General features: G+C 60.5%; 18 protein-coding genes. 12 read left to right on the top strand and 6 right to left on the bottom strand.

Annotated elements, in window-relative coordinates; all coding sequences use genetic code 11:
- Positions 1 to 2: 2 nt before the first annotated feature.
- Together ACK4TM_RS00340 and ACK4TM_RS00335 are read right to left on the bottom strand one after the other, a co-directional pair.
- Positions 3 to 884: a bile acid:sodium symporter family protein gene (locus tag ACK4TM_RS00340; RefSeq protein WP_409694974.1), complete on the bottom strand. Its 882-nt coding sequence runs from the start codon at positions 882 to 884 to the stop codon at positions 3 to 5.
- A gap of 30 nt (positions 885 to 914) precedes the next feature.
- Positions 915 to 2,564: an AMP-binding protein gene (locus ACK4TM_RS00335; RefSeq protein WP_409694970.1), complete on the bottom strand. Its 1,650-nt coding sequence runs from the start codon at positions 2,562 to 2,564 to the stop codon at positions 915 to 917.
- 320 nt (positions 2,565 to 2,884) lie between these two features.
- On the opposite strand from ACK4TM_RS00335, the gene ACK4TM_RS00330 reads away from it, so the two are divergent.
- Entirely contained in the window at positions 2,885 to 4,018 is a 1,134-nt protein-coding gene (locus ACK4TM_RS00330) for a Hint domain-containing protein (RefSeq protein ID WP_409694967.1), read from the top strand.
- Positions 4,019 to 4,046: 28 nt separating this feature from the next.
- Here ACK4TM_RS00330 and ACK4TM_RS00325 read toward each other — a convergent pair whose 3' ends face one another.
- On the bottom strand, positions 4,047 to 7,166 hold the full coding sequence (locus ACK4TM_RS00325) for an efflux RND transporter permease subunit (RefSeq protein ID WP_409694964.1): 3,120 nt from the start codon (positions 7,164 to 7,166) through the stop codon (positions 4,047 to 4,049).
- A complete protein-coding gene (locus ACK4TM_RS00320; protein ID WP_409694960.1) occupies positions 7,163 to 8,305 on the bottom strand; it encodes an efflux RND transporter periplasmic adaptor subunit in 1,143 nt (380 codons plus the stop codon). The genes ACK4TM_RS00325 and ACK4TM_RS00320 overlap by 4 nt, the downstream gene beginning before the upstream one ends.
- 257 nt (positions 8,306 to 8,562) lie before the next feature.
- Between ACK4TM_RS00320 and ACK4TM_RS00315 the strand changes: the two genes are divergently transcribed.
- Genes ACK4TM_RS00315 through ACK4TM_RS00300 form a run of 4 tightly spaced genes read left to right on the top strand, consistent with a single transcriptional unit; the run spans position 8,563 to position 11,906 of the window.
- Positions 8,563 to 9,297, top strand: a complete 735-nt coding sequence (locus ACK4TM_RS00315; RefSeq protein ID WP_409694957.1) for a 5-oxoprolinase subunit B family protein — start codon at positions 8,563 to 8,565, stop codon at positions 9,295 to 9,297.
- Positions 9,297 to 10,319 carry a biotin-dependent carboxyltransferase family protein gene (locus ACK4TM_RS00310; RefSeq protein WP_409694954.1) on the top strand — a complete coding sequence of 341 codons (1,023 nt, stop codon included), beginning with the start codon at positions 9,297 to 9,299 and terminating at the stop codon, positions 10,317 to 10,319. Before ACK4TM_RS00315 ends, ACK4TM_RS00310 begins: the two co-directional genes overlap by 1 nt.
- A 1-nt stretch (position 10,320) precedes the next feature.
- Positions 10,321 to 11,079, top strand: coding sequence for a LamB/YcsF family protein (locus ACK4TM_RS00305; protein WP_409694951.1), 759 nt, complete (start codon positions 10,321 to 10,323; stop codon positions 11,077 to 11,079).
- Between the two features lie 14 nt (positions 11,080 to 11,093).
- The gene (locus ACK4TM_RS00300) at positions 11,094 to 11,906 is read left to right on the top strand and encodes a bifunctional allantoicase/(S)-ureidoglycine aminohydrolase (RefSeq protein ID WP_409694948.1); all 813 of its coding nucleotides are present in this window, start codon (positions 11,094 to 11,096) and stop codon (positions 11,904 to 11,906) included.
- Between the two features lie 14 nt (positions 11,907 to 11,920).
- Here the strand turns inward: ACK4TM_RS00300 and ACK4TM_RS00295 are convergent, their stop codons facing one another.
- Positions 11,921 to 12,943 (bottom strand): NAD(P)/FAD-dependent oxidoreductase, encoded by a 1,023-nt coding sequence (locus tag ACK4TM_RS00295; RefSeq protein ID WP_409694945.1) that lies wholly within the window; start codon positions 12,941 to 12,943, stop codon positions 11,921 to 11,923.
- A 47-nt stretch (positions 12,944 to 12,990) separates the two neighbouring features.
- On the opposite strand from ACK4TM_RS00295, the gene mnmD reads away from it, so the two are divergent.
- Together mnmD and ACK4TM_RS00285 are read left to right on the top strand one after the other, a co-directional pair.
- On the top strand, positions 12,991 to 13,671 hold the full coding sequence (mnmD, locus tag ACK4TM_RS00290; protein ID WP_409694942.1) for a tRNA (5-methylaminomethyl-2-thiouridine)(34)-methyltransferase MnmD: 681 nt from the start codon (positions 12,991 to 12,993) through the stop codon (positions 13,669 to 13,671).
- Complete coding sequence (locus ACK4TM_RS00285) at positions 13,661 to 14,536, top strand: DMT family transporter (protein WP_409694939.1); 876 nt, start codon at positions 13,661 to 13,663, stop codon at positions 14,534 to 14,536. Before mnmD ends, ACK4TM_RS00285 begins: the two co-directional genes overlap by 11 nt.
- 33 nt (positions 14,537 to 14,569) lie before the next feature.
- Here ACK4TM_RS00285 and ACK4TM_RS00280 read toward each other — a convergent pair whose 3' ends face one another.
- The gene (locus tag ACK4TM_RS00280; RefSeq protein ID WP_409694936.1) at positions 14,570 to 16,531 is read right to left on the bottom strand and encodes a lytic transglycosylase domain-containing protein; all 1,962 of its coding nucleotides are present in this window, start codon (positions 16,529 to 16,531) and stop codon (positions 14,570 to 14,572) included.
- Between the two features lie 148 nt (positions 16,532 to 16,679).
- Between ACK4TM_RS00280 and dapA the strand changes: the two genes are divergently transcribed.
- From dapA to ACK4TM_RS00255, 5 genes are all read left to right on the top strand, one after another.
- Positions 16,680 to 17,552: a 4-hydroxy-tetrahydrodipicolinate synthase gene (gene dapA, locus ACK4TM_RS00275; RefSeq protein ID WP_409694933.1), complete on the top strand. Its 873-nt coding sequence runs from the start codon at positions 16,680 to 16,682 to the stop codon at positions 17,550 to 17,552.
- A 23-nt stretch (positions 17,553 to 17,575) separates the two neighbouring features.
- Positions 17,576 to 18,049 carry an SsrA-binding protein SmpB gene (gene smpB, locus ACK4TM_RS00270; RefSeq protein WP_409694930.1) on the top strand — a complete coding sequence of 158 codons (474 nt, stop codon included), beginning with the start codon at positions 17,576 to 17,578 and terminating at the stop codon, positions 18,047 to 18,049.
- 140 nt (positions 18,050 to 18,189) lie between these two features.
- Positions 18,190 to 19,056, top strand: coding sequence for a 3-mercaptopyruvate sulfurtransferase (gene sseA, locus ACK4TM_RS00265; RefSeq protein ID WP_409694927.1), 867 nt, complete (start codon positions 18,190 to 18,192; stop codon positions 19,054 to 19,056).
- Positions 19,056 to 20,240: an aromatic amino acid transaminase gene (locus ACK4TM_RS00260; protein ID WP_409694924.1), complete on the top strand. Its 1,185-nt coding sequence runs from the start codon at positions 19,056 to 19,058 to the stop codon at positions 20,238 to 20,240. The genes sseA and ACK4TM_RS00260 overlap by 1 nt, the downstream gene beginning before the upstream one ends.
- 164 nt (positions 20,241 to 20,404) lie before the next feature.
- Positions 20,405 to 21,364 carry an L-malyl-CoA/beta-methylmalyl-CoA lyase gene (locus ACK4TM_RS00255; RefSeq protein ID WP_409694921.1) on the top strand — a complete coding sequence of 320 codons (960 nt, stop codon included), beginning with the start codon at positions 20,405 to 20,407 and terminating at the stop codon, positions 21,362 to 21,364.
- The last annotated feature ends 33 nt before the right edge of the window (positions 21,365 to 21,397 follow it).

The following is a 21,397-nucleotide window of genomic DNA, read 5'->3' as shown; positions in this document are numbered from 1 at the left end:
CCTTACAACAACCCGTTCGGCAGTGGCTGTTCATTCGCGGTATTGATCCGACGAAACCAGAGCGTCAGCGCCGCTGATGTCAGCACGATGAACAGCGAATAGAGGGCGGGGACGGCCATTATTCCCTGCGCCTCGGTCCCGCTGAAGGTGAAGGCGATGATTGCGATCGCCAGCGGGCCGTTCTGGATTCCCGTTTCCAGCGCCACAGTGCGCGCATTGCGTGGATGCAAACGCAGCAGTTTGGCAAATCCATAGCCGATGGCGAACCCGAACAAACCTAGCGTGATCGATGCGAAATAGGTGCCCCATGATGTCGCCAGCAGGAATTCCCAGTTGCGCGGAATCCATGACACGATCAGGAACACGATAAAGATCAGCGCCAACAGCGATCCGAAGAATTCTGTCACCGCCCCGACGTTCGCGTTGAATTTGCGCAAGACCATCCCGATAGCGACAGGCACCAAAAGCAAGATCAGTGTAACGATGATATTTTCGCGCGGGATATCAAGATCAAGGGCACCGGCATAAATCAACAGGACAATCGGGATCAGGATCACGCCAAAGACGGTGGATGTCACCGTCATCAGGACCGATAGCGCCAGATTGCCTTTTGAGAAGTATGTAAAAATATTCGACGTGGTCCCACCCGGCATGCAAGCCATGATAAGAATGCCGATCTTGATCGGATCAGATACCGGCAGGGTCGTGGCCAGAACAAAGCCGATCAGCGGCATGAAACCGAACTGTGAAATCACCCCGACACCAAGACCATAGGGCCGTTTCAGCGCCAACGCAAAGTCACGCGGGGTCAGTGAGGCACCCATCCCCAGCATGATCACGAAAATCATCATGGCCAGAATGGCCTGTTCCAATGGTCCGACCATCCTAAACCCCCAGCTTTATAAAATACTTGTTCATGCTGCCTTTGCCTGCTCTTGGGCACGCAGATCCTTGCGGAGGATTTTGCCGACATTGGATTTTGGCAGCTCGTCGCGGAATTCTACGAATTTTGGCACCTTGTAGCCGGTCAGATGCTCTTTGCAGTAGGCGCGCAGGCTGTCCTTGGTCAGCCCCTCTTCATGCGGAACAACAAATGCTTTCACCGCCTCACCAGCAGCACCGTCCGGCACGCCTATCACGGCGACCTCCAGCACATCCGGATGGGCGGCGATGACATCCTCGATCTCATTAGGGTATACGTTAAAACCGGAGACAAGGATCATGTCCTTCTTGCGGTCCACGATGCGGAAATAGCCGTCGGGTTCCATGATCCCGATATCGCCTGTCAGCAGCCAGCCGTTCTGGATTGACTTGGCTGTCTCATCGGGTTTGCCCCAATAGCCCAGCATGATCTGCGGGCCTTTGGCGATCAATTCGCCCGCCTCGCCCTGGGGCACATCGGCGCCGTCCTCGTCGACGCAGCGCACATCCGTCGATGGCAGCGGTACACCGATGGACCCGTGACGCGCGTTGCCGAACGGATTAAAGGTCAGCACGGGCGAGGATTCGGTCAGACCGTAGCCTTCCAGCACCGGTTTCCCGGTGATTTCCTCCCAGCGTTCGGCCACCACCTTTTGCAGCGCCATACCACCGGCAGAGGCGAATTTCAGATGGTGGGGCGGGGTATCAAGAAACCACATCTCATTATTCAGCCCGTTGAACAGGGTGTTCACCCCGCTAAGCCAGGTGATCTTGTAATTCTCGAACGCGCGTTTGAGATTGGTCAGAGGACGCGGGTTCGGGATCAGGATGTTGCGCGCGCCGATGGAGTAAAACCCTAGAAAATTCACTGTAAAAGCAAAGATATGGTAAAGCGGCAAGGCGGTCAGAGCGACCTCTTTGCCCTTTTCAAGGTTTGTGATCATCGACATGGTCTGCGCCATGTTCATCAGGATATTGGCATGCGAGAGCATCGCCCCTTTGGACACGCCCGTTGTGCCGCCGGTATACTGCAGGCAGGCGACGTCATCGGGCTTGATCGTGCTGCGATAGGCCTCGATGGCGTTGTGTAGGCTGTCGTGTTTGGCACGCCCTTTGGCAATGGCATCAGGCAGGCGGATATGCGGGATCGTGATGGGCTGCACGGACTTGTCCCAATGTTTCTGTACTAGGCCCACGATCATCCGCGGCAGGGCTGGCAGAAATTCCGCGACCTTCGTGACGACGACATGTTTGACCGGACAGGTTTTCATCGCCTCGGCCAGTTTGTCGGCGAACATATCCACAACGATCACGGCGGTGGGTTCGGCATCGGCAAATTGTTTGGCCATCTCCTCGGCGGTATAGAGAGGGTTGACATTGACCAGAACGCAACCCGCCTTGAACACTGCCATTGCGGCAACCGGATAGGCAAGACAATTGGGCACTTGGACAGCGACCCTGTCACCGGCCCGCAATCCGGCGATATCGCGCAGATAGACAGCCAACGCATCTGACATCTCATTAGCCTGCCGGAACGTCAGCGTGCCATTCATGCCGTTGGGCAGGACCGCAGTGAAGGCGGGCAGGTCGCCATAGACAGCAGCGGTCGAGGTAATGAAATCCCCAAGGGACCGATGTGACATATCATTTACGGTTGTTGGTACAGACGAGCCATAAATGGCCGTCCATGGACGGTCTTCTCCCACAATGCTTCCTCCCAAAAGCCGTTTGGAATGAGCGTAACGAGAAAACATCGCTTGTGAAGCTGGTGATTGCCGCAGGACGTAACGTCGCAAGTGCGCAAAGAGGCTGCGCGCGGACGGAAACTTGTCAACACCGGCCCTAAAACGATATAGAAACCCAAGCAACTGATTTTTATCCGCTACCCGCGAGGATTTCCAGGCGTTTTCGATCACATGTCGATTTTTTCAGACCCGAACGATATCAGAAAGTCCTTGAATACATGAACTATGCCGGACCAATTCTGCTGACTGGCGACCAGATTGCCGGCATAGCGGGACAACCCACCAACCCGCCCGGTGTGAACCAAGGCGACCCGAACTTCGGGATGGTAATGAACGATGTCACCGCATTGGGTGGGCCGGAGGATGTTTATCGCTTGGTTTGGCAGAACAACCTGAACCAGTCAGACACGTTTTTCAAGAACGGCCAGAACTGGCGCCTACAGAAATATACGGGCAGCGGAGACCCCGCGCAGGATGAAAGCGGATGGTCAAATATCGGTCTTTACAACAATTTGACACCGAAGAATGACCTGGTCTCAGGTGTGGGCGGCGGCGACGAATACATCGTCTTCGAAGCTACGGACGGCAGGCATTTGCTGTTTGATGTCAGGGGCGGGCTGCCCACGACGCCCACGCGACTGACCTACGCTGCGACCGATCAGGAAACGCTCTCTTCTCCCGACAATACGTCAAGCCAGCTGAACTTTTCTACCTCATATGGGGCGTTCAACCCCATTTGCTTTTGTGCCGGAACATTGGTCGAAACAGATCGCGGACCCATCGCAATTGAATATCTTGTCGTTGGCGACCTGGTCCAAACAATGGACCGGGGGCTGCAACCGATCCGTTGGATCGGGCGTAGTGAAATCAGCCTTACCAAGGCATTGCTTTACCCGCATATCCTGCCGGTGCGGGTCGCGGCAGGGGCGATAGGTCCGGCGCTGCCCGCGCGCGATCTGTGGCTGTCACCGCAGCACCGCTTGTTGATACGCTCTAAAATCGTTGAACGCATGACCGGGCAGCCAGAGACCCTGGTCGCGGCCAAGCAGCTTTGCGCCATTCCCGGTATCACGCAGACGACCGAGCCCCGCGCGGTGACCTATCTGCACCTGCGGCTTGATCACCACGAGCTTATCAGTGCAGAGGGCATTTGGGCCGAAACGCTGCTGCTGGGCGCGCAGGCGCTGCGCAGCATGGATGCGCAGGCGCGCCAAGAACTCGCGCTGATCTTTCCCGAAGTGATTGAAGGGCTGCAAGACGCGGCACGTCCCGTCATGTCCGGCCGTCAGGCCCGTAGCCTGGCCCAGCGCCACAACAAGAATGACAAGCCCCTGCTGGACATGACCGAGTGACCTGAATGCTGCGGCGCGTCGCCCGGATTCACTCTGCTGGCGATAGCGCAGTGCCCGGCAGGTGCCGCTTGGCGCGTTTTTCGCCCAGCATCAGCATCGCAGGTGTCACCAGCAGCGTCAGGACCGTGGCAAAGATCAGCCCCCCGGCGATGGCGCTGGACAATTCAGTCCACCATTGGGTTGACGGCGCGCCATAGACAATCTCGCGGGTGAAAAAGTTGATGTTCAGACCGATAACCATCGGCATGAGTCCCAGCGCCGTCGTCACCGAGGTCAGCACGACCGGGCGCAGACGCTGCGCCCCACTGCGCAGGGCGGCTTCAAGCGCGGATTGGCCTTCGGCGCGCAATTCGTTGAAAGTATCAATCAGCACGATGTTGTTGTTGACCACGATCCCCGCCAAGGCAATGACACCGATCCCGCCCATGACCACGCCAAAGGGTCGACCGGTGATCATCAGCCCCAAAAGGACCCCGGCAATAGAAAATACGATGGCGGACATCACCACAAAGGCCTGCCAGAAACTGTTGAATTGCGTCAGCAGGATCACGAACATCAGTCCAATCGCCGACGCAAAGGCGCTGAGCAGGAAGATCATGGATTCGGCCTGATCCTCGGCCTCACCACCGAATTTGATGCTGACGCTGTCTGGCAGATCAAGGTCCGCGATCGCCGCCTGCAACGCCAACGTCTGGTCATTGGCCAGCACGCCGGGGGCAACATCGGCGGAAATCGTCATCACGCGCGCCTGATCAATCCTTGTGATCGTGCCACTGCGTGGTGCTGGCTCGAAGGAGACGAAGTTCGAAATCGGCACCAGCCCGACAGAGGTCGGCACACGCAACGCCTCCAGCTCTTCCAGGGTGCGGTTGGCCGCAGGGAAGCGCACGACGATATCCACCTCGCCGTCGCCGTCGCTGGGGCGGTAATTTGCAACGTTGATGCCACGCGTCAGCAATTGTACGGCCTGACCCAAAAGCGCCACATCCGCGCCACTGCGCGCGGCCTCTGACCGGTCGACGGTGATCTGCCATTCCACACCCGGGTTCGGACGCGAATCGACGATATCAATAAAGCCACCAAGCCCGTTCATCGTATCGATGATGGCCTGAACCGCATCTGTCTGGTCCGTCGCGACGGGGCTGTAGATTTCCAGATTGATCGGCTTGCCGCCGCCTGGTCCGCCGGCATCGGTCTGAATTTGCACCTCGATCCCGGGAATGCGCCCGACGTCATCACGGATATCTTCGGCAATCAGCGCGACCGGTCGACGCGTGTCCCAATCGGCCAGTTCCAGTTGCAGCGTCCCGATCACGTCTCCGCTTTCCACCGACCCGCCAGAGCGCGCATAGACGCTGGCGATTTCCTCATAGGCGGACAGCCGCGTCTCGACCTGCCGGATCAGCGCGTCTTGTTCGTACACGGAAAAATTATCCTTCGCCAGAATCTCGACCTGGGCAAAGTCCGGTTCGACGGCGGGGAAAAATGTCAGGCCATTGCCGAACTGACCATAGGCCGAAAATGATGCTACCAAGGCGATGACCGCCAGCCCGAGCGTGGTCCAAGGCCGCAGGATCGACCATTCCAGCACACGGATATACCCCCCCATGAAACCGGTCATATCACGCGGATCACCATGTTCGGCGGCATGGGCCTGCGCCTTGGCGCGGGCGGTCTGCCCTTGGCGCTTGCCGATGATGCCGCCCACGACCGGAATGAAGATTAGCGCCATGAACAGGGACGCGGTCAGCGTGACGATCACGGTGATCGGAAGGAATTTCATAAATTCGCCAACGACGCCGGTCCAGAACAACAGCGGGAAGAACACGCAAAGCGTGGTCGCGGTCGAGGCGATGATGGGCCATGCCATCCGCTTGGCCGCGCGCGCGTAAGCACTGCGCGCAGGGTCGCCTTCCTGCAGATAGCGGTCGGCGAGTTCTACCGTGACAATCGCCCCGTCCACCAGCATCCCCACCACAAGGATAAGCGAGAAGAGCACGACGATATTCATGGTCAGGCCCATGAAATACAGCACAGCCACACCCGACAGAAAGGCGCCGGGAATCGCCAGCCCGACCAACACCGATGATCGCAGGCCCAGCGCATAAACGACCACGATCATGACCAGAATGATCGCCGCGATCACATTGGCCTCAAGATCAGACAACATCGTCTTGACGGTTTCGCTTTCGTCGAGCGTATAGCTGATTTCCACATTTTCAGGCCAGTTAATGCGCACCCGTTCGATCACGTCACGCACCGCATCGACCGTATCGATGATATTCGCACCGGCACGTTTCTTGATTTCCAGCGCCAGCGCGGGCTGGCCATCGATCCGGGCAAATCCGGTCGGATCCTCGAAAGTGCGCCTGACCGTGGCGACATCGGCAAAAGTCACGACGGTCTGGCCGCGCGTGATGATCGGCAGGTCCATGACGTCCTGCACATTTTCGATCAGACCGGGCACTTTCACAACGATGCGTCCGGCCTCGCTTTCGATCGCGCCGGCGGCGATGAGCTGGTTATTACGGGTGATTGAACTGATCAACTCGTCAAAGGTCAGATTATAGGTCTCGAATACCGTGGGATCGATCAACACTTCCAGAAGCTCGGTGCGTTTGCCGGCGACATCCACCTCCAAAACGCCGCCCAGCGCCTCGATCTCGTCTTGCAGGTTTTCGGCCAGACTGTTCAGCGTGCGTTCCGGCACGGGGCCGGACAGGATGACCGTCAGGATCGGAAACAGAGCAGTGTTAATCTCGACCACCACCAGTTGCGCGTCATCGGGCAGGTCATTTTCGGCCTTGTCGGCAGCATCGCGCACCGCGTCCAGCGCCAGCCTCGCGTCATAGCCGGGCTCGAATTCCAGTTGCACGCTGGCATGGCCTTCGCTTGCCTTGGCTGTCATGGACTTCAGACCCGTCAGCGCGGCAAATTCTGTTTCCAAAGGGCGGATCAACACGTCCTCGGCATCCTGCGGCGAAATGCCGTCCAGGGTCGCGGACACATACACCACGGGGATCGGGACCTCCGGGTTGCTTTCCTTGGGGATGGCGACATAGGCGACGGCGCCGATCAGCAGCAAAAATCCAAGGATCAGCCCGACAACCTTGCTGCGCCCGAATGCGGCGTCGATCACGCCGTTCATTGGAGGACTAGCGCGGTAAGATCCTCGCCCTGCGGGCGCGGATCAACTTCATCGCCTTCGTTGACGAAACCTTGCCCGATCGTGATGATCCGGGCAGTATCGGGCAGACCCGACACCCAGATCCCGTCAGTCTGCGCGCGGACGATATCGACCTGCGCAAAGGTGACACGGCTGTCATCATCCACCATTTTGATCCCCAGATCCCCATTGACACCCAAAGACAAAACCGCAGGCGACACGAAATGCCCGCGGGTCTGCCCGGTCGGCAAGGTGATCCGCGCACTCAGGCCTGCAGGCATGGTGCTTTCAGGATTGTCCACGGCGATTTCGACACGGAATGTCCGCGTCTGCTGATCGGCATTCGCGCCGATAAAAGTGACCGTGCCGGTTTTTTCTTCGCCGGTGATGAACCTGACATCGGCCGCCTGCCCGGTTTCCAACCGCGAAAGGGCCTGCTGCGGTACCTGCACGACGACGGTCAGCGGATCATTGTCCAACACCTCGGCCACGGAATCGCCGTTATCCACGAATTCGCCGACACTGATGGTCAGATCATTCAGACGGCCTGCGAATGGCGCGATGATGATGGTATTATTCAAACTATCTTGTGCAGCAGTGACGGCGGCATCGGCGGCGGCAACCGCGGCGCGGGTCTGCGAAACGCGGTCTTCGGTCGCGATCCCACGGTTCTGCAGGGCCAGCGCATTGTCATAATCGCGCTGCGCCTGTTCCGCCTGAGTTTGTGCCTGAACCAGTTGCGCCTCTGCGATGCTGGCGTCGATCTGCGCGATCTGCTGTCCGGCGCTTACCAGATCGCCGCGCGAAACCGCAACGCTGGCGATCTGACCCGTTGCCTTGGCCCGGATCGTCGCGGATCTGTCGGGGATGGACTGCCCTTCCGCCGTCAGCACCAGCGGCACGTCACGCGCCACCGAGTCCATGACAGCCACGCTGGTCACGCGGGCGGTCGTTTCATCAGCGGCTTCGCCCTGCCCTGAGGCAGGCATCACATAACCGCTGCCCATCCAGCCGACCAGAACCACAACCAAAAGTCCGGCAATCCACACCGACCGCCCGGCACCGGCGTCGGTATGGAATTTCAGCTTACCTGTCTGATCCAAAGACTTATCGCCAGCCATGTCCTGATCCTTTTTATGCGACAGTCACCCTCGGACCCCGCCACTTGGGTCAGGTAATGCGCCCCCGTCCTTCTTGCCAGTAATTTGTAGGAATAAACTGTGATATAATCACAGAAAGATGAATTTGTGCCTCATTTTGGGCAGGCGCCGACCGACGGTGGGCTGGACAAATCCCGGAACGCCATGCCAATCGTGTAGGCAGAACACAGGAAGCACCCGATGCCAGCCACCGCTTGTCGCGCAACAGCAACATCTTGATGGGGGACGACCAAGCACAACCCGCCCTTTGTCCGCTGGGGATTGACGGCGTTCTTGTACGGTTTTCGCGCGCCCTGACGTCACAGTCGAATGCGCAGGCAAGTGCCTTTTGCGAACAGATCAGAGCCGCTGATGTGCTGGGTGTGACGGAAGTCGCGTCCTCTCTTACCTCTGTCCGGGTGGGATTTGATCCGGAGGTGACCGACAGGCAGGCGATCAGCGATAAGCTGCGAGAAATGCTGCAGAACCAGCAGAGCGCCGATACGTCGCCCCGCCGTCTGTGGCATATCCCCGTTGCCTTCGGCCCCGGGCATGCACCCCAACTGCAAGAGGCAGCAGCGCTTGCCGGGCTGACGCCTGATCAGGCTATCGCCGAGATCACCGCGCAGGTCCTGCGCGTGCTAGCCATCGGCTTTGCCCCCGGTCAGCCTTATCTGGGGATGCTGCCGCCGCATTGGGACATTCCGCGCCAGTCCGACCTGACGCCAAAAGTGCCGCGTGGCGCGCTGGTGGCGGCTGTGCGCCAGCTGATTGTCTTTGCTGCGGACACGCCCACCGGCTGGCGGCAGATCGGGCAAAGCGCGTTTTCGGTCTGGCAGCCCGATAGTGACGTGCCCTTCCCACTTGATGCAGGGGATGCGGTGCAGTTTTGCGCGGTGTCCGACGATACCCTGCGCGATCTGCAGGTAAATTCTGACAGCAACGGTGGCGCGCGCTTTGAGGTCTTGCGCTGATGGCGGAACTGACGATCCACAGCGCCGGCCCCGGCAGCATCACGGTGCAGGACCTTGGGCGTCCTGGCTGGACCGCTCAGGGCCTGTCGCGCGGCGGTGCCGCCGACCGGCTTGCCGTGCTGGAAACGGCAGCCTTGCTGGGCGGCGACACAGGTTTCGCCGTGCTGGAGATGATGGGTGCAGGCGGGGTATTCAGCGTGGACGCGCCGACACGGATAGCCCTGACGGGCGCGGCGATGCAGGCCAACATTGATGGAGCCACCGTACCGCCCAATACGACGCATCTGCTGGCCGCCGGTGCGAAGCTGACCGTCGGTGGCGCGCGGCGTGGGGTCTTTGGCTATCTGGCCTTTGCCGGCGGGATCACGACCGCCCCAATCATGGGCAGCCGCGCCACCCATCTGACCGCCGGTCTGGGCCGTGCGCTGGCAGATGGTGATCGCCTGCCTTTGGGCGGTGATCCGGCCCCCGATACGCCACCGCTGCGGCTAGACGTGGAAGACAGGTGCCATGGCGGGACCATCCGGGTGATGCCCTGCCCGCAAACCGATCTGTTCGAGGATGAGACGTTGAACAGCTTTCTGGCCACGCAATTCGTGCGCAGCCCCCGTGGAAACAGGCAAGGCGTGCGTTTTGATCATGACGGTGCCGGATTCGCGGCCACCGGGGGATTGAGCGTCACCTCTGACCTGATCGTTCCCGGCGATGTGCAACTGACCGGCGACGGGGTGCCCTATGTCCTGCTGGCCGAATGCCAGACGATTGGCGGCTATCCTCGGATCGGCACCGTTATCCCTGCCGATCTGGCCCGCGTGGCACAGGCAGCGCCGGGCACGAAGGTGCAGTTTGCCCTGCTGACCCTGGAACAGGCCGATGCGACGGCGCAATCAGAAGTCGCGTTCCTGCGCAACCTGCGCGCCGCCTGTCAGCCACTGGTCCGCGATCCACATGACATTCCTGATTTACTGAGCTACCAACTGATCAGCGGTGCGACCGCTGGCCATGATCTGGAAAGTGACTGATATGCCGACCAAAGTTGATCTGAACGCCGATATGGGCGAAAGTTTTGGCCCTTGGGTGATGGGCGATGATGCGGCGCTGCTGGACATCATCACATCTGCCAATGTGGCGTGTGGGTTTCACGCGGGCGATCCCGATGTGATGGACCAGACCATGCGGCAGGCGGTCGCCAATGGCGTGGGCCTTGGCGCGCATCCGGGCTTTGCCGATCTGAAAGGTTTCGGGCGGCGCAATCTGCCAATCCCCGCCGCTGAACTGGCCAATGCCGTGGCGTATCAGGTCGGGGCCGCGCAAGCGATGGCAAGGCGCGCTGGCGGCCATATCAGGCATCTGAAACTGCATGGTGCGCTGGCGAATATGGCGGCGATCGATCAGGCCCTTGCAAAGGCGTGTTACACCGCCGCGCTGGAGGTTGACCCCGATCTGCTGATCATGGTGCTGGCCGCCACGGCGCAGGAACAGGCCGCGCGCGAGCTGGGCTGCGCTTGGGCGGGTGAAATTTTCGCCGACCGCGCCTATAATGACGATGCGACGCTGGTAGACCGCCGCCAGCCCGGCGCGGTGCTGCATGACCCGGCTGCCGTCGGCCCACGCATTCTGGCAATGTTGCAGGCGGATGCGATCATCACCAAAAGCGGCAAACACATCCCCTGCAGGATCGACACGATCTGCCTGCATGGCGACACACCCGGCGCCGTCGCCATCGCGCGCGGCCTGCGCGACCACCTGACGCAAGCCGGGGTCACGCTTGCCTCGCTTTAACTCCGGAGCCTGAAATGACCAGCTATTACGCCCCCACAGGCGGCCTGCCCCCGCAAAGCGATCTGCTGACAGGCCGCGCCGTGTTTACCACGAGCTATGCTGTTATTCCCAAGGGCGTGATGACCGATATCGTCACCAGCAACCTGCCGTTCTGGGACAGAACCCGTGCCTGGGTGCTGGCCCGCCCCCTGTCTGGCTTTGCCGAGACTTTCAGCCAGTACATTGTCGAGGTCGCCCCTGGTGGCGGCAGCACACGACCCGAGACCGACAATGCCGCGCAAGGTGTGATCTTCGTCGTCGCAGGCGATTTTACTCTGACCATCGCGGGCAAGGACCACGCGATGCGGCCCGGCAGCTATGCTTATCTGCCTGCCGGGTCTGACTGGCAATTGCGCAACGGCAGCGACGCGCCTGCGACGTTTCACTGGGTCCGGAAAATCTATCGCTCTCTCGACGGCATCGATGCGCCCCTAGCCTTTGTCACGGACGAAGCCGCTGCGACCACAATTGCAATGCCCGATACGGATGGGGTCTGGGCCACGACGCGCTTTGTTGATCCGGCCGATATGCGCCATGACATGCATGTGAATATCGTCACGCTGCAACCCGGCGGGGTGATTCCTTTTGCCGAGACGCATGTGATGGAACACGGGCTCTATGTGCTCGAAGGCAAGGCGGTTTACCGGCTCAATCAGGATTGGGTCGAGGTCGAGGCAGGCGATTTCATGTGGCTGCGCGCCTTTTGCCCCCAGGCCTGTTACGCGGGTGGGCCGGGACCGTTCCGCTATCTGCTGTATAAGGACGTGAACCGGCATATGCCGCTGTAAAGGCGCGCCGCGTTTCAACGCGCCGCAGGGAGTGCCGCACGAAATCCATCGGGGATCGCGTCATGGCCATCCAGCAGCAAGTCGGCCATGACCTGCCCTACCTTCGGAGCCATGCCAAAGCCGATCTTGAAACCGCCATTCGCAATGTATTCGCCTTGGCGCGTCGGGTGATGCCCAAGGACGGGCGCACGGCTGGGCGCGCGGGGACGGACACCGGCCCAGGTCTCGATGATGGTGGCCTTTTGTAGGACCGGGAAAGCGGCAATGGCGCGCGCAATCACATCATCAAGGGCGCTGTCCGTCGTGGCGGGGTCTGTGAAATCGCGTTCCGAGGTCGACCCGACCGCCACCGTCCCGTCGAGATGCGGGATGATATGCAGCGCATCGGCAAAAAGCTGCGGCGCGCCCGCTGCGTCAAAGCGCAAAAGCGCCGCCTGCCCTTTGACCCCATTGCCGCCGATTTCCTGCATCCCAGCCCAGCCGGTGGCCCAGACGATTTTGCCATAAGGCGACCCCACGGGCCGGATCGTCCCGCCGAGTGCCAGAACGGCGTCAGCCAGTGCCTGCGTCGCCCGGCGCGGATGGATCAGCGCAGAAAGCGTATCGCGCACGACAAAACCGCTGGGGGATGGTGGCATCCAGGGAACGTCAGTGACAGACTCTACCTGCCATGTAGCATGCCCCCGCCAGAGATTGTCTGCCGATGTCGCGCGCGCGCGCGCCAGTTCTACCGCGCGTGCATCCACCAAAGGCTGCAAACGACCGGTGCGGGCATAGCCAGTATCTGCGCCGGTCAGTTCGGCCACATCAGCCCAGAACGCTGCCGCCATGATCAGGCTGTCGAACTGAAATGCCTTTTTGTCATTCCAATTCTCCGGCACATGCGGGGCAAGCGCGCCGACGAGACCGCCACTGGCCCCTGCTGCCACACCGGCCGGGTCGATCACCTGCACCTGCGCGCCGCGCTTTGCGCAGGCATAGGCCACCGACAGACCAAAGACCCCTGCCCCCATCACCGTCACATCAGCAATTGCCATTCCGCGCCCTTCCGCCCAAAGATGCCCCAGACCTAAGGCAGCAGCGCATGACAGACCAGACAGCAAAACTTCAATGGCGCGACGGCGTGCCGATTGCGCGGGATTTCGACGATCCATATTTCTCGCTCGACGATGGTCTGGCAGAGACGCGGCATGTGTTCCTGAACGGCAATGACCTGCCTGCGCGGTTCGGCGGTGATTTTCATATCGGCGAACTCGGCTTTGGCACTGGGCTGAACCTGCTGGTGACCTGGGATGCCTGGGTGCAGGCCGGGCGGTCCGGCCAGTTGCATTTCACGTCTTTCGAGGCCTTCCCGATGGCACTGCCTGACATGGCGACAGCTTTGGCGCAATTTCCGATGCTGGCGGGATATGCAGACAAGTTATTGGCGGCATGGACGCCGGAGGCTGGCCCTGTCGCGCTCGACCCCGGAGTGACGCTGCAGGTCATCTCCGGCGATGCGCGCAAGACCTTGCCGGTTTGGCAAGGGCGGGCGGATGCATGGTATCTCGACGGCTTCTCTCCCGCCAAGAACCCCGAATTGTGGGAACCCTCACTGCTGCAGGCGGTCGCGGACCATACCCGACCGGGCGGCACGGCAGCGACCTATAGCGCGGCAGGCCATATCCGGCGCAGCCTGTCCGACGCCCGTTTCACCGTCACGAAACACCCAGGCTACGGGCGCAAGCGGCATATGACCCGCGCAAGGATGGACGATGCAAAGTAATACAAGGCTGGGGGTCATGCTGATGACACTGGTCACCATCATCTTTGCGATACAGGACGGAATTTCGCAGCATCTGGCGGTCAACAACAACGTCATGATGATCGTGATGGTACGGTATTGGTTCTTTGCCGCTTTCGTCATCACCATCGCCCGCAAACAGTCAGGGTCGATCCGGTCGGCGGCGCGCACCCGCCAACCGATCCTGCAAATCGCGCGTGGGACGATCCTGGCACTGGAAATCTGCGTGATGGTGACGGCATTCGTCTATCTGGGGCTGGTGGAGAGCCACGCGATCTTTGCATGCTATCCGCTGCTGATCGCGGCGCTGTCTGGCCCGATCCTTGGCGAAGGTGTCGGCTGGCGGCGATGGGCCGCGATCGGGATAGGCTTTGTCGGGGTGCTGGTGATCCTGCAACCGGGCTATACGGTTTTCGCTCCTGCGGCGGCAATCCCACTGCAGGCGGCGTTCATGTTCGCGCTCTATGGGCTGTTGACGCGCTATGCGGCACGGCTGGACAATACGACAACGTCATTTTTCTGGACTGGCACGTCCGGGGCCGTGGTGATGACCGTGATCGGCATCTGGTTCTGGGAACCGATGAGCGCGTCAGACTGGCGCTGGATGGCCCTGCTTTGCGTCACCGGGGCCACAGGACATTGGCTACTGATCAAAACCTATGAAGTGGCCGAGGCCAGCGCCGTCCAGCCCTTTGCCTATCTGCAATTGGTCTTCGCGAGCATGATTGGTGTCGGTCTGATGGGCGAGACGATCCGGCCAAATGTCGCCCTTGGTGCCGCTATCGTGGTTGGCGCGGGCCTGTTCACCCTGTGGCGCGCCCGCCAGAAAGCCGAAACTTCCGCATAAAATTATCTCCGCCAAAGGCGTAAAAACTCTTACTTAATCCCGCACCGGTCTTGCCACAGGCCGCAGCACCGGCTTTTGCCCGATCAGCAGCGACGTAAACTGCACCGGCCCCGCCTGCCCGGTAAGTCGCGCTTGATAGACCGGCAGGCTTTCCGTCACGCGCTGCACATAGTTGCGGGTCTCAACAAAGGGGATATGTTCGATCCAGTCGATCACATCCATCTCGCGCAGGCGCGGATCGCCGCGTTCGGACATCCACGTGCGCGGGCGGCTGGGGCCCGCGTTGTAACCTGCGGCGATCATCACCGGGCTGGGTCCAAACATATCCTGCAAATAGGACAGATATTCAGCACCCAGTGTCGCGTTATATTGCCAGTCACTGGTCAGGCGGGCGCGCGAATAGGGCAGGTTCAGGCGGGTTGCGACCTCTTCTGCGGTGGCGGGCATCACCTGCATCAGGCCGAGCGCACCTGCCGGGCTGCCGATACCGATGTTGAACTCGCTCTCGCGCCGCGCAATGGACAGGGCAAGGGCGGGATCCACCGGCAGATCCATCTGCGCCAGATCATGGATGGGATAATATATCTCGGGCAACAGGGTGCCACGCGCCACAGCAGTCTTGCCCAACAGCAACGTATAGTAATCTTCGTCCAGCGCGCTCAGATAGGCGCCCAGTTGCACCAGCGCGTCAGCCGACAGGCGTTCGGGCAAAGCGGCAAAAAACGTCACCGCCGCACCACGTTCACCGCCTGCCAGCAGGATCAGGGCGGCACGCGTCAGCTCATCTTCAAATACTTCCGCTCCGTCCCATGACACTGCATTTCCGACCAAGGCCGCATCCAGCGGGCGGTCGATCTTTTCAGATGCAAGAAGGCCGTAAAATGTCGTCTGATGCGCTGCCGCCAGCGCGTAAGCGGCTTGCGCGAGGTCGTCATTCTCCATCACCTCATGGGCGCGACCGATCCAGTATTGCATCCGCGCGGTGGAAATCGGGCCGGAAACACCTGCTGCCGCCACCTCGAAATGGCTCAGGGCCTGCGCGGGATCGCCCTGATAGATCAGCGCGATGTATCCCGCGAGCCATTCCAGATCGGCAAAGGATTCTCCCGTCGTCAGAAAATGGTTCGCCGCAAGGTCATAAGCCAGATCAGCGCGACCCTCGCGCATGTGCCAGCGCGCAAGCACTTGCCGGTAGCCCGACCAGCGAAACGGTTCCTGCAGGGCATCGGCGCTGGTCGATTGCGCGCGCAGCACCTCCGTCGCATCGGTCCAGTCGCCGCGGGATGCAAGCCAGCTATAACGGGCATAGAGAAGGCCAGGATTTTCGCGCAGCGAGTCTGGCACATCGTTGAACAGGGGCAGCATGTTGGCCGTTCCATTGGCATAGCCGATCCGGGCGGCGGTCAAGGCGCGCTGATCGGGTGCCAGCACCGGCAACAGACGGGCGGCATCACTGGTGCGGCCGCGCCACAACAGCGCATCGGCGCGGGCAGCATGATGCGGCGCAAGCGTTTCGGCGAACCGCGCCATCAGCGCCGCATGACCATCATCGTCCAGCCCAAGGGTCAGCCAGGCATCGCGCAGGACATTCCGGGCCTCGGCATCCTGCCCTGCCGCTTGCAGGGCATCGACCAGACGCACAACACCGGCACCCGTCAGCGGCGGGCTGTCCGCGAACCATGCGATGACCATCTGCGGGTCGGCATCCGTTGGGATCAACTCTTCCGCCTGCCGGCGCAGCACGGCAAGGCCGGGCCAATCGGGGCGGTCTGCGACAAATTCCTGATAGTCAGCGAATTCCGCATCCCCCGCGCGCAAGCGCAGCCATGTGAGAACGTCGCGTGTGACTGGATCAGCCTCTGCCGCGATCTGATAAGCCGCATCCCAGCCGGTATCCCGGGCCGCAATCGCCGCGACGGCGGTCTGATCAGCGCGCTGCGCGACAGCCGAACTTGCCGCGACAAGACATGAAAAAGTGATGGCCAAAAGGCGCATGGGGATCACCGCTCCTTTCTGTTTTGGCACAAGGTAAACGAGTGCTGCGACATGGCAACTGACAAACTTGGCAACAGGCAGAAAGGCGTCTAGTGTCCGCGAACTTTCGACCGGACGACTCGCCGTCCAGCACATAAGGAATTGTCGCATGTTCAAGGGATCCATCCCCGCACTCGTCACACCGTTCACGGATGGTCAGGTGGATGTTGCGACACTGAAAAAGCTGGTGAACTGGCATATCGAACAAGGCAGCCATGGGTTGGTGCCGGTCGGCACGACCGGCGAAAGCCCGACGCTGACACATGGCGAACATGATATGGTCGTGGAAATCGTCGTGCAGGAAACCGCCGGGCGCATTCCCGTCATCGCCGGTGCCGGGTCGAACAATACGATCGAAACCGTCCGTCTGGTGCAGGCCGCCCAAAAGGCCGGGGCCGATGCGGCGCTTGTTGTGACACCTTATTACAACAGACCCACCCAAGCCGGGTTGATCGCACATTTCACCGCCGCGGCCGATTGCGGATTGCCGATCATCATCTACAATATTCCCGGACGGTCTGCTGTGGACATGACCCCTGACACGATGGGCGAGCTGGCACGGCACCCGATGATCATCGGTGTCAAGGACGCGACCGGCGATCTGGCCCGCGTGCCCAAGCAGCGCCTGCGATGCGGCAAGGACTTTGTCCAGATCTCGGGCGAGGATGCGACCGCATTGGGGTTCAACGCCCATGGCGGCGTGGGCTGCATTTCGGTCACCGCCAATGTCGCGCCAAAACTTTGTGCAGAGTTTCAGGAAACCACGCTGGCAGGCGATTACGCGACGGCCCTCATTCAACTGGACCGGCTGATGCCGCTGCACGAGGCGATCTTTGCCGAGCCGGGCGTGTCGGGTGCCAAATATGGCATGTCCCTGCTGGGCCTTTGCAATGAAGATGTGCGCAGCCCGCTGGCACCGCTGACCGATGGCACCAAGGCCCGGATGCGGGCGGCGATGGTCCATGCGGGCTTGCTGAACTAGGCAGCAGCGCTTATCTGCTCGGGATGGCCAAGAAAAACGAAAAGACAAACTACAAGGTCGTCGCCGAGAACCGGCGCGCGCGGTATGATTTCGCGATTGAGGATGATATCGAAGCGGGCATCATCCTGATGGGATCCGAAGTCAAATCCTTGCGCGTCGGGCAGTCGAATATCGCCGACAGCTATGCCTCGGTCGACGATGGCGAATTGTGGCTGACCAATGCTTATATCGCGCCTTATGAGCGTGCGATGTTCAGCCATGAAGAACGCCGCAAGCGCAAGCTGCTGGTCAGCCGCAAGGAACTGTCGCGCCTGTGGAACGCGACCAAACGCGAAGGCATGACGCTGGTGCCGCTGGTCATGTATTTCAACGACCGCGGACTGGTAAAGCTGAAGATCGCGACAGCCAAGGGCAAGAAGAACCACGACAAGCGCGCGACCGAAGCGGCCCGCGACTGGGGACGCCAGAAACAGCGGTTGCTGCGCCACGGCGAATAGGCGGCACAGGGCGCGGTCCGTGATCCGGACAGGACCGGCTCTTCCCCCGGAGTATTTCCGGAAAAGAGAAGATGCGGGGACGCCTTGTTTCTGCGTGAACAGCGCGATAGTCACGGACCAAGTGACCCAGAGGCAATGTGATGAGCAAACCTGCGCCAGATGATCCCAAGACGCTTGTCAGCACCGATTGGCTGGCCGCGCATCTCAAGGACCCGGAGCTGCGGATACTCGACGCATCCTGGTATTTGCCGGATGCGGACCGGTCGGGTCTTGCGGAATACAGGGCCGGCCATATCCCCGGTGCGCGTTTCTTTGATATCGATGAAATCAGTGATCAACGCTCCGAATTGCCGCATATGGCCCCACCGGTCGAAAAGTTCATGTCGCGGATGCGTGCGATGGGCGTGGGTGACGGGCATCAGGTGGTCGTCTACGACGGGGCGGGGCTGTTTTCGGCTGCGCGCGTCTGGTGGTTGTTCAAGCTGATGGGCCATGGCAATGTCGCCGTTCTGGACGGTGGCCTGCCGAAATGGTTGAACGAGGGTAAACCTGTCACCGATGCCGCTGCCGTCATCCGCGACCGCCACATGACGGTGCAGCGCCGTGGCCAAATGGTGCGTGACGTGACAGATGTGGCCCGCGCGGCCAAGCTGGGCGATCATGTGATCATTGACGCCCGCGCGCCGGGCCGTTTTCGCGGAGAGACCCCGGAACCGCGCCCAGGTATGCGTTCAGGCCATATCCCGGGGTCACGCAACGTTTTCTATCATGACCTGCTGCACGCCGACGGCACGATGAAGCCACCCGCCGCCTTGCGTGCGGTCTTTGCCGACGCGGGCGTCGATCTGGACAAACCTGCGATCACCACTTGCGGGTCCGGTGTGACGGCGGCGATCCTATCGCTGGCGCTGACCCGGATCGGCAAGACAGATCATTCACTTTACGACGGCTCATGGTCCGAATGGGGCATGTATGCCGATCTTCCTATCGCAACCGGAGCCGCCTGATGCTGCAGAACCTGAAATCCCAGCCCGCCGACAAAATCCTTGCGCTGATGGCGCAATATCGCGCCGATCCCCGCGCCGATAAGATTGATCTTGGCGTCGGCGTCTACAAGGACGCAACCGGCAACACCCCCGTGATGCGGGCCGTGAAAGAGGCAGAGCGCCGGATTTTGGCAGATCAGACCACCAAGGCATATACCGGCCTTGCCGGTGACCCCGCCTACGGTGCCGCGATCCGTGATCTGGTGCTGGGCGATCATATCGCCGCCGACCGCGTGGCCGTGGTGGCAACACCGGGCGGTACCGGCGCGATCCGGCAGGCGCTGGAACTGATCAGAATGGCAGCCCCCGACGCAACGGTCTGGCTGTCGAACCCGACCTGGCCGAACCATCCGTCGATCATCAAATACCTCGGTATGAAGATGGCGGAATACCGTTATTTCGACAATGACACGCGAGGGATCGATTTCGACGGGCTGATGACCGATCTGGAAGGTCTGAAATCCGGCGATGTCGTCCTGCTGCACGGCTGCTGTCACAACCCGACCGGCGCGAACCTGACCAGCGACCAGATCGCGCAGATGATCACCCTGATGCAGGCCAAGGGCGCCGTCCCCTTTGTTGATATCGCTTACCAGGGTTTTGGTGACGGGCTGGAGGCGGATGCGCAGATCACCCGCCAGATTGCCGCCGCTTTCGACAATTGCCTGATTGCGTCAAGCTGCTCGAAGAATTTCGGCATCTACCGTGAACGTACCGGGGCGCTGATCGCGGTTGCAAAGGATGCGGACCAGCAGGCCCTGACGCAACAGAACCTGAACTTCCTGAACCGGCAGAACTTTTCTTTCCCGCCAGACCATGGGGCACGGGTTGTCACCACGATTCTGACCGATCCCGATCTGCGCGCAGATTGGGAGGCAGAACTGGAAGAAACCCGCCTGTCGATGCTGAACCTGCGTCAGCAGTTGGCGGACGAGCTGAAACGACTGACCAATAGCGATAGTTTCGACTTTATCGCGCATCACCGCGGCATGTTCAGCCGCCTGGGCGCGACGCCGGAACAAGTGGAGGCGATGCGCGCGGCCAACGGCATTTACATGGTCGGTGACAGCCGGATCAATATCGCCGGGCTGAATGCCGACAGCGTGCCGATTCTGGCCAAGGCGATTGTGACCGCAGGCGTCTAAGAAATTTCGGCGAAATTTCTTTCTTCCAGCAAAATTTTCGCGAAAAATTTTGCCACGCACCTGTGGTATATGCTGCAGGTGCACAAACATCCTTGTGACCCATTGCGCAATATAATACCAAAGAATAAATCTATTGCGCAATTTTGATACTCACGAGGTGCTTCATGTCATTCCGCCTACAACCCGCGCCCCCGGCCCGCCCGAACCGCTGCCAATTGTTTGGCCCCGGATCGAATACCAAGCTGTTTGCAAAAATGGCTACCAGTGCGGCCGACGTAATCAATCTTGATCTGGAAGACAGCGTGGCCCCTTCAGACAAGGACGCGGCCCGCGCCAATGTGATTGAGGCAATCAATATCGTGGATTGGGGCAACAAAACGCTCAGCGTCCGGATCAACGGGCTGGACACGCCTTATTGGTACCGTGACGTAGTCGATGTTCTGGAACAGGCAGGCGAAAGGCTCGACCAAATCATGATCCCCAAGGTCGGCTGTGCGGCAGATGTCTATGCGGTAGATGCGCTGGTGACTGCAATTGAACGCGCCAAAGGGCGCACGAAGAAGATCAGTTTCGAGGTGATCATCGAATCAGCCGCCGGCATTGCACATGTGGAAGAGATCGCCGCCAGTTCGCCCCGTATGGCGGCGATGTCGCTGGGTGCGGCGGATTTTGCGGCCTCCATGGGGATGCAGACCACCGGCATCGGTGGCACGCAGGAAAATTACTACATGCTCCATGGCGATACCCGCCATTATGCTGATCCCTGGCACTGGGCGCAGACCGCGATTGTCGCGGCCTGCCGGACGCATGGCGTGTTGCCCGTCGACGGCCCCTTCGGTGATTTCAGCGATGACGAAGGCTACCGCGCGCAGGCGCGCCGGTCCGCCACACTCGGGATGGTCGGCAAATGGGCGATCCATCCCAAGCAGATCGCGCTCGCCAACGAAGTTTTCACTCCCTCAGACGAGGCCGTGGCCGAAGCCCGCGAAATTCTGGCAGCAATGGAAGACGCAAAGGCGCGTGGCGAAGGGGCGACCGTCTACAAAGGTCGCCTCGTCGATATCGCCTCTATCAAACAGGCCGAAGTCATCGTTAGGCAGTCCGAGATGATCAGCGCCGCCTGACCCGCCCTGCCGTTGCCATTGTTCAGCGCATAC

The organism is Yoonia sp. (genome assembly GCF_046292185.1).
GTDB lineage: Bacteria > Pseudomonadota > Alphaproteobacteria > Rhodobacterales > Rhodobacteraceae > Yoonia.
The sequence above is the reverse complement of the archived record's forward strand: the minus strand, read 5'-3'. Positions and strand labels throughout refer to the sequence as shown.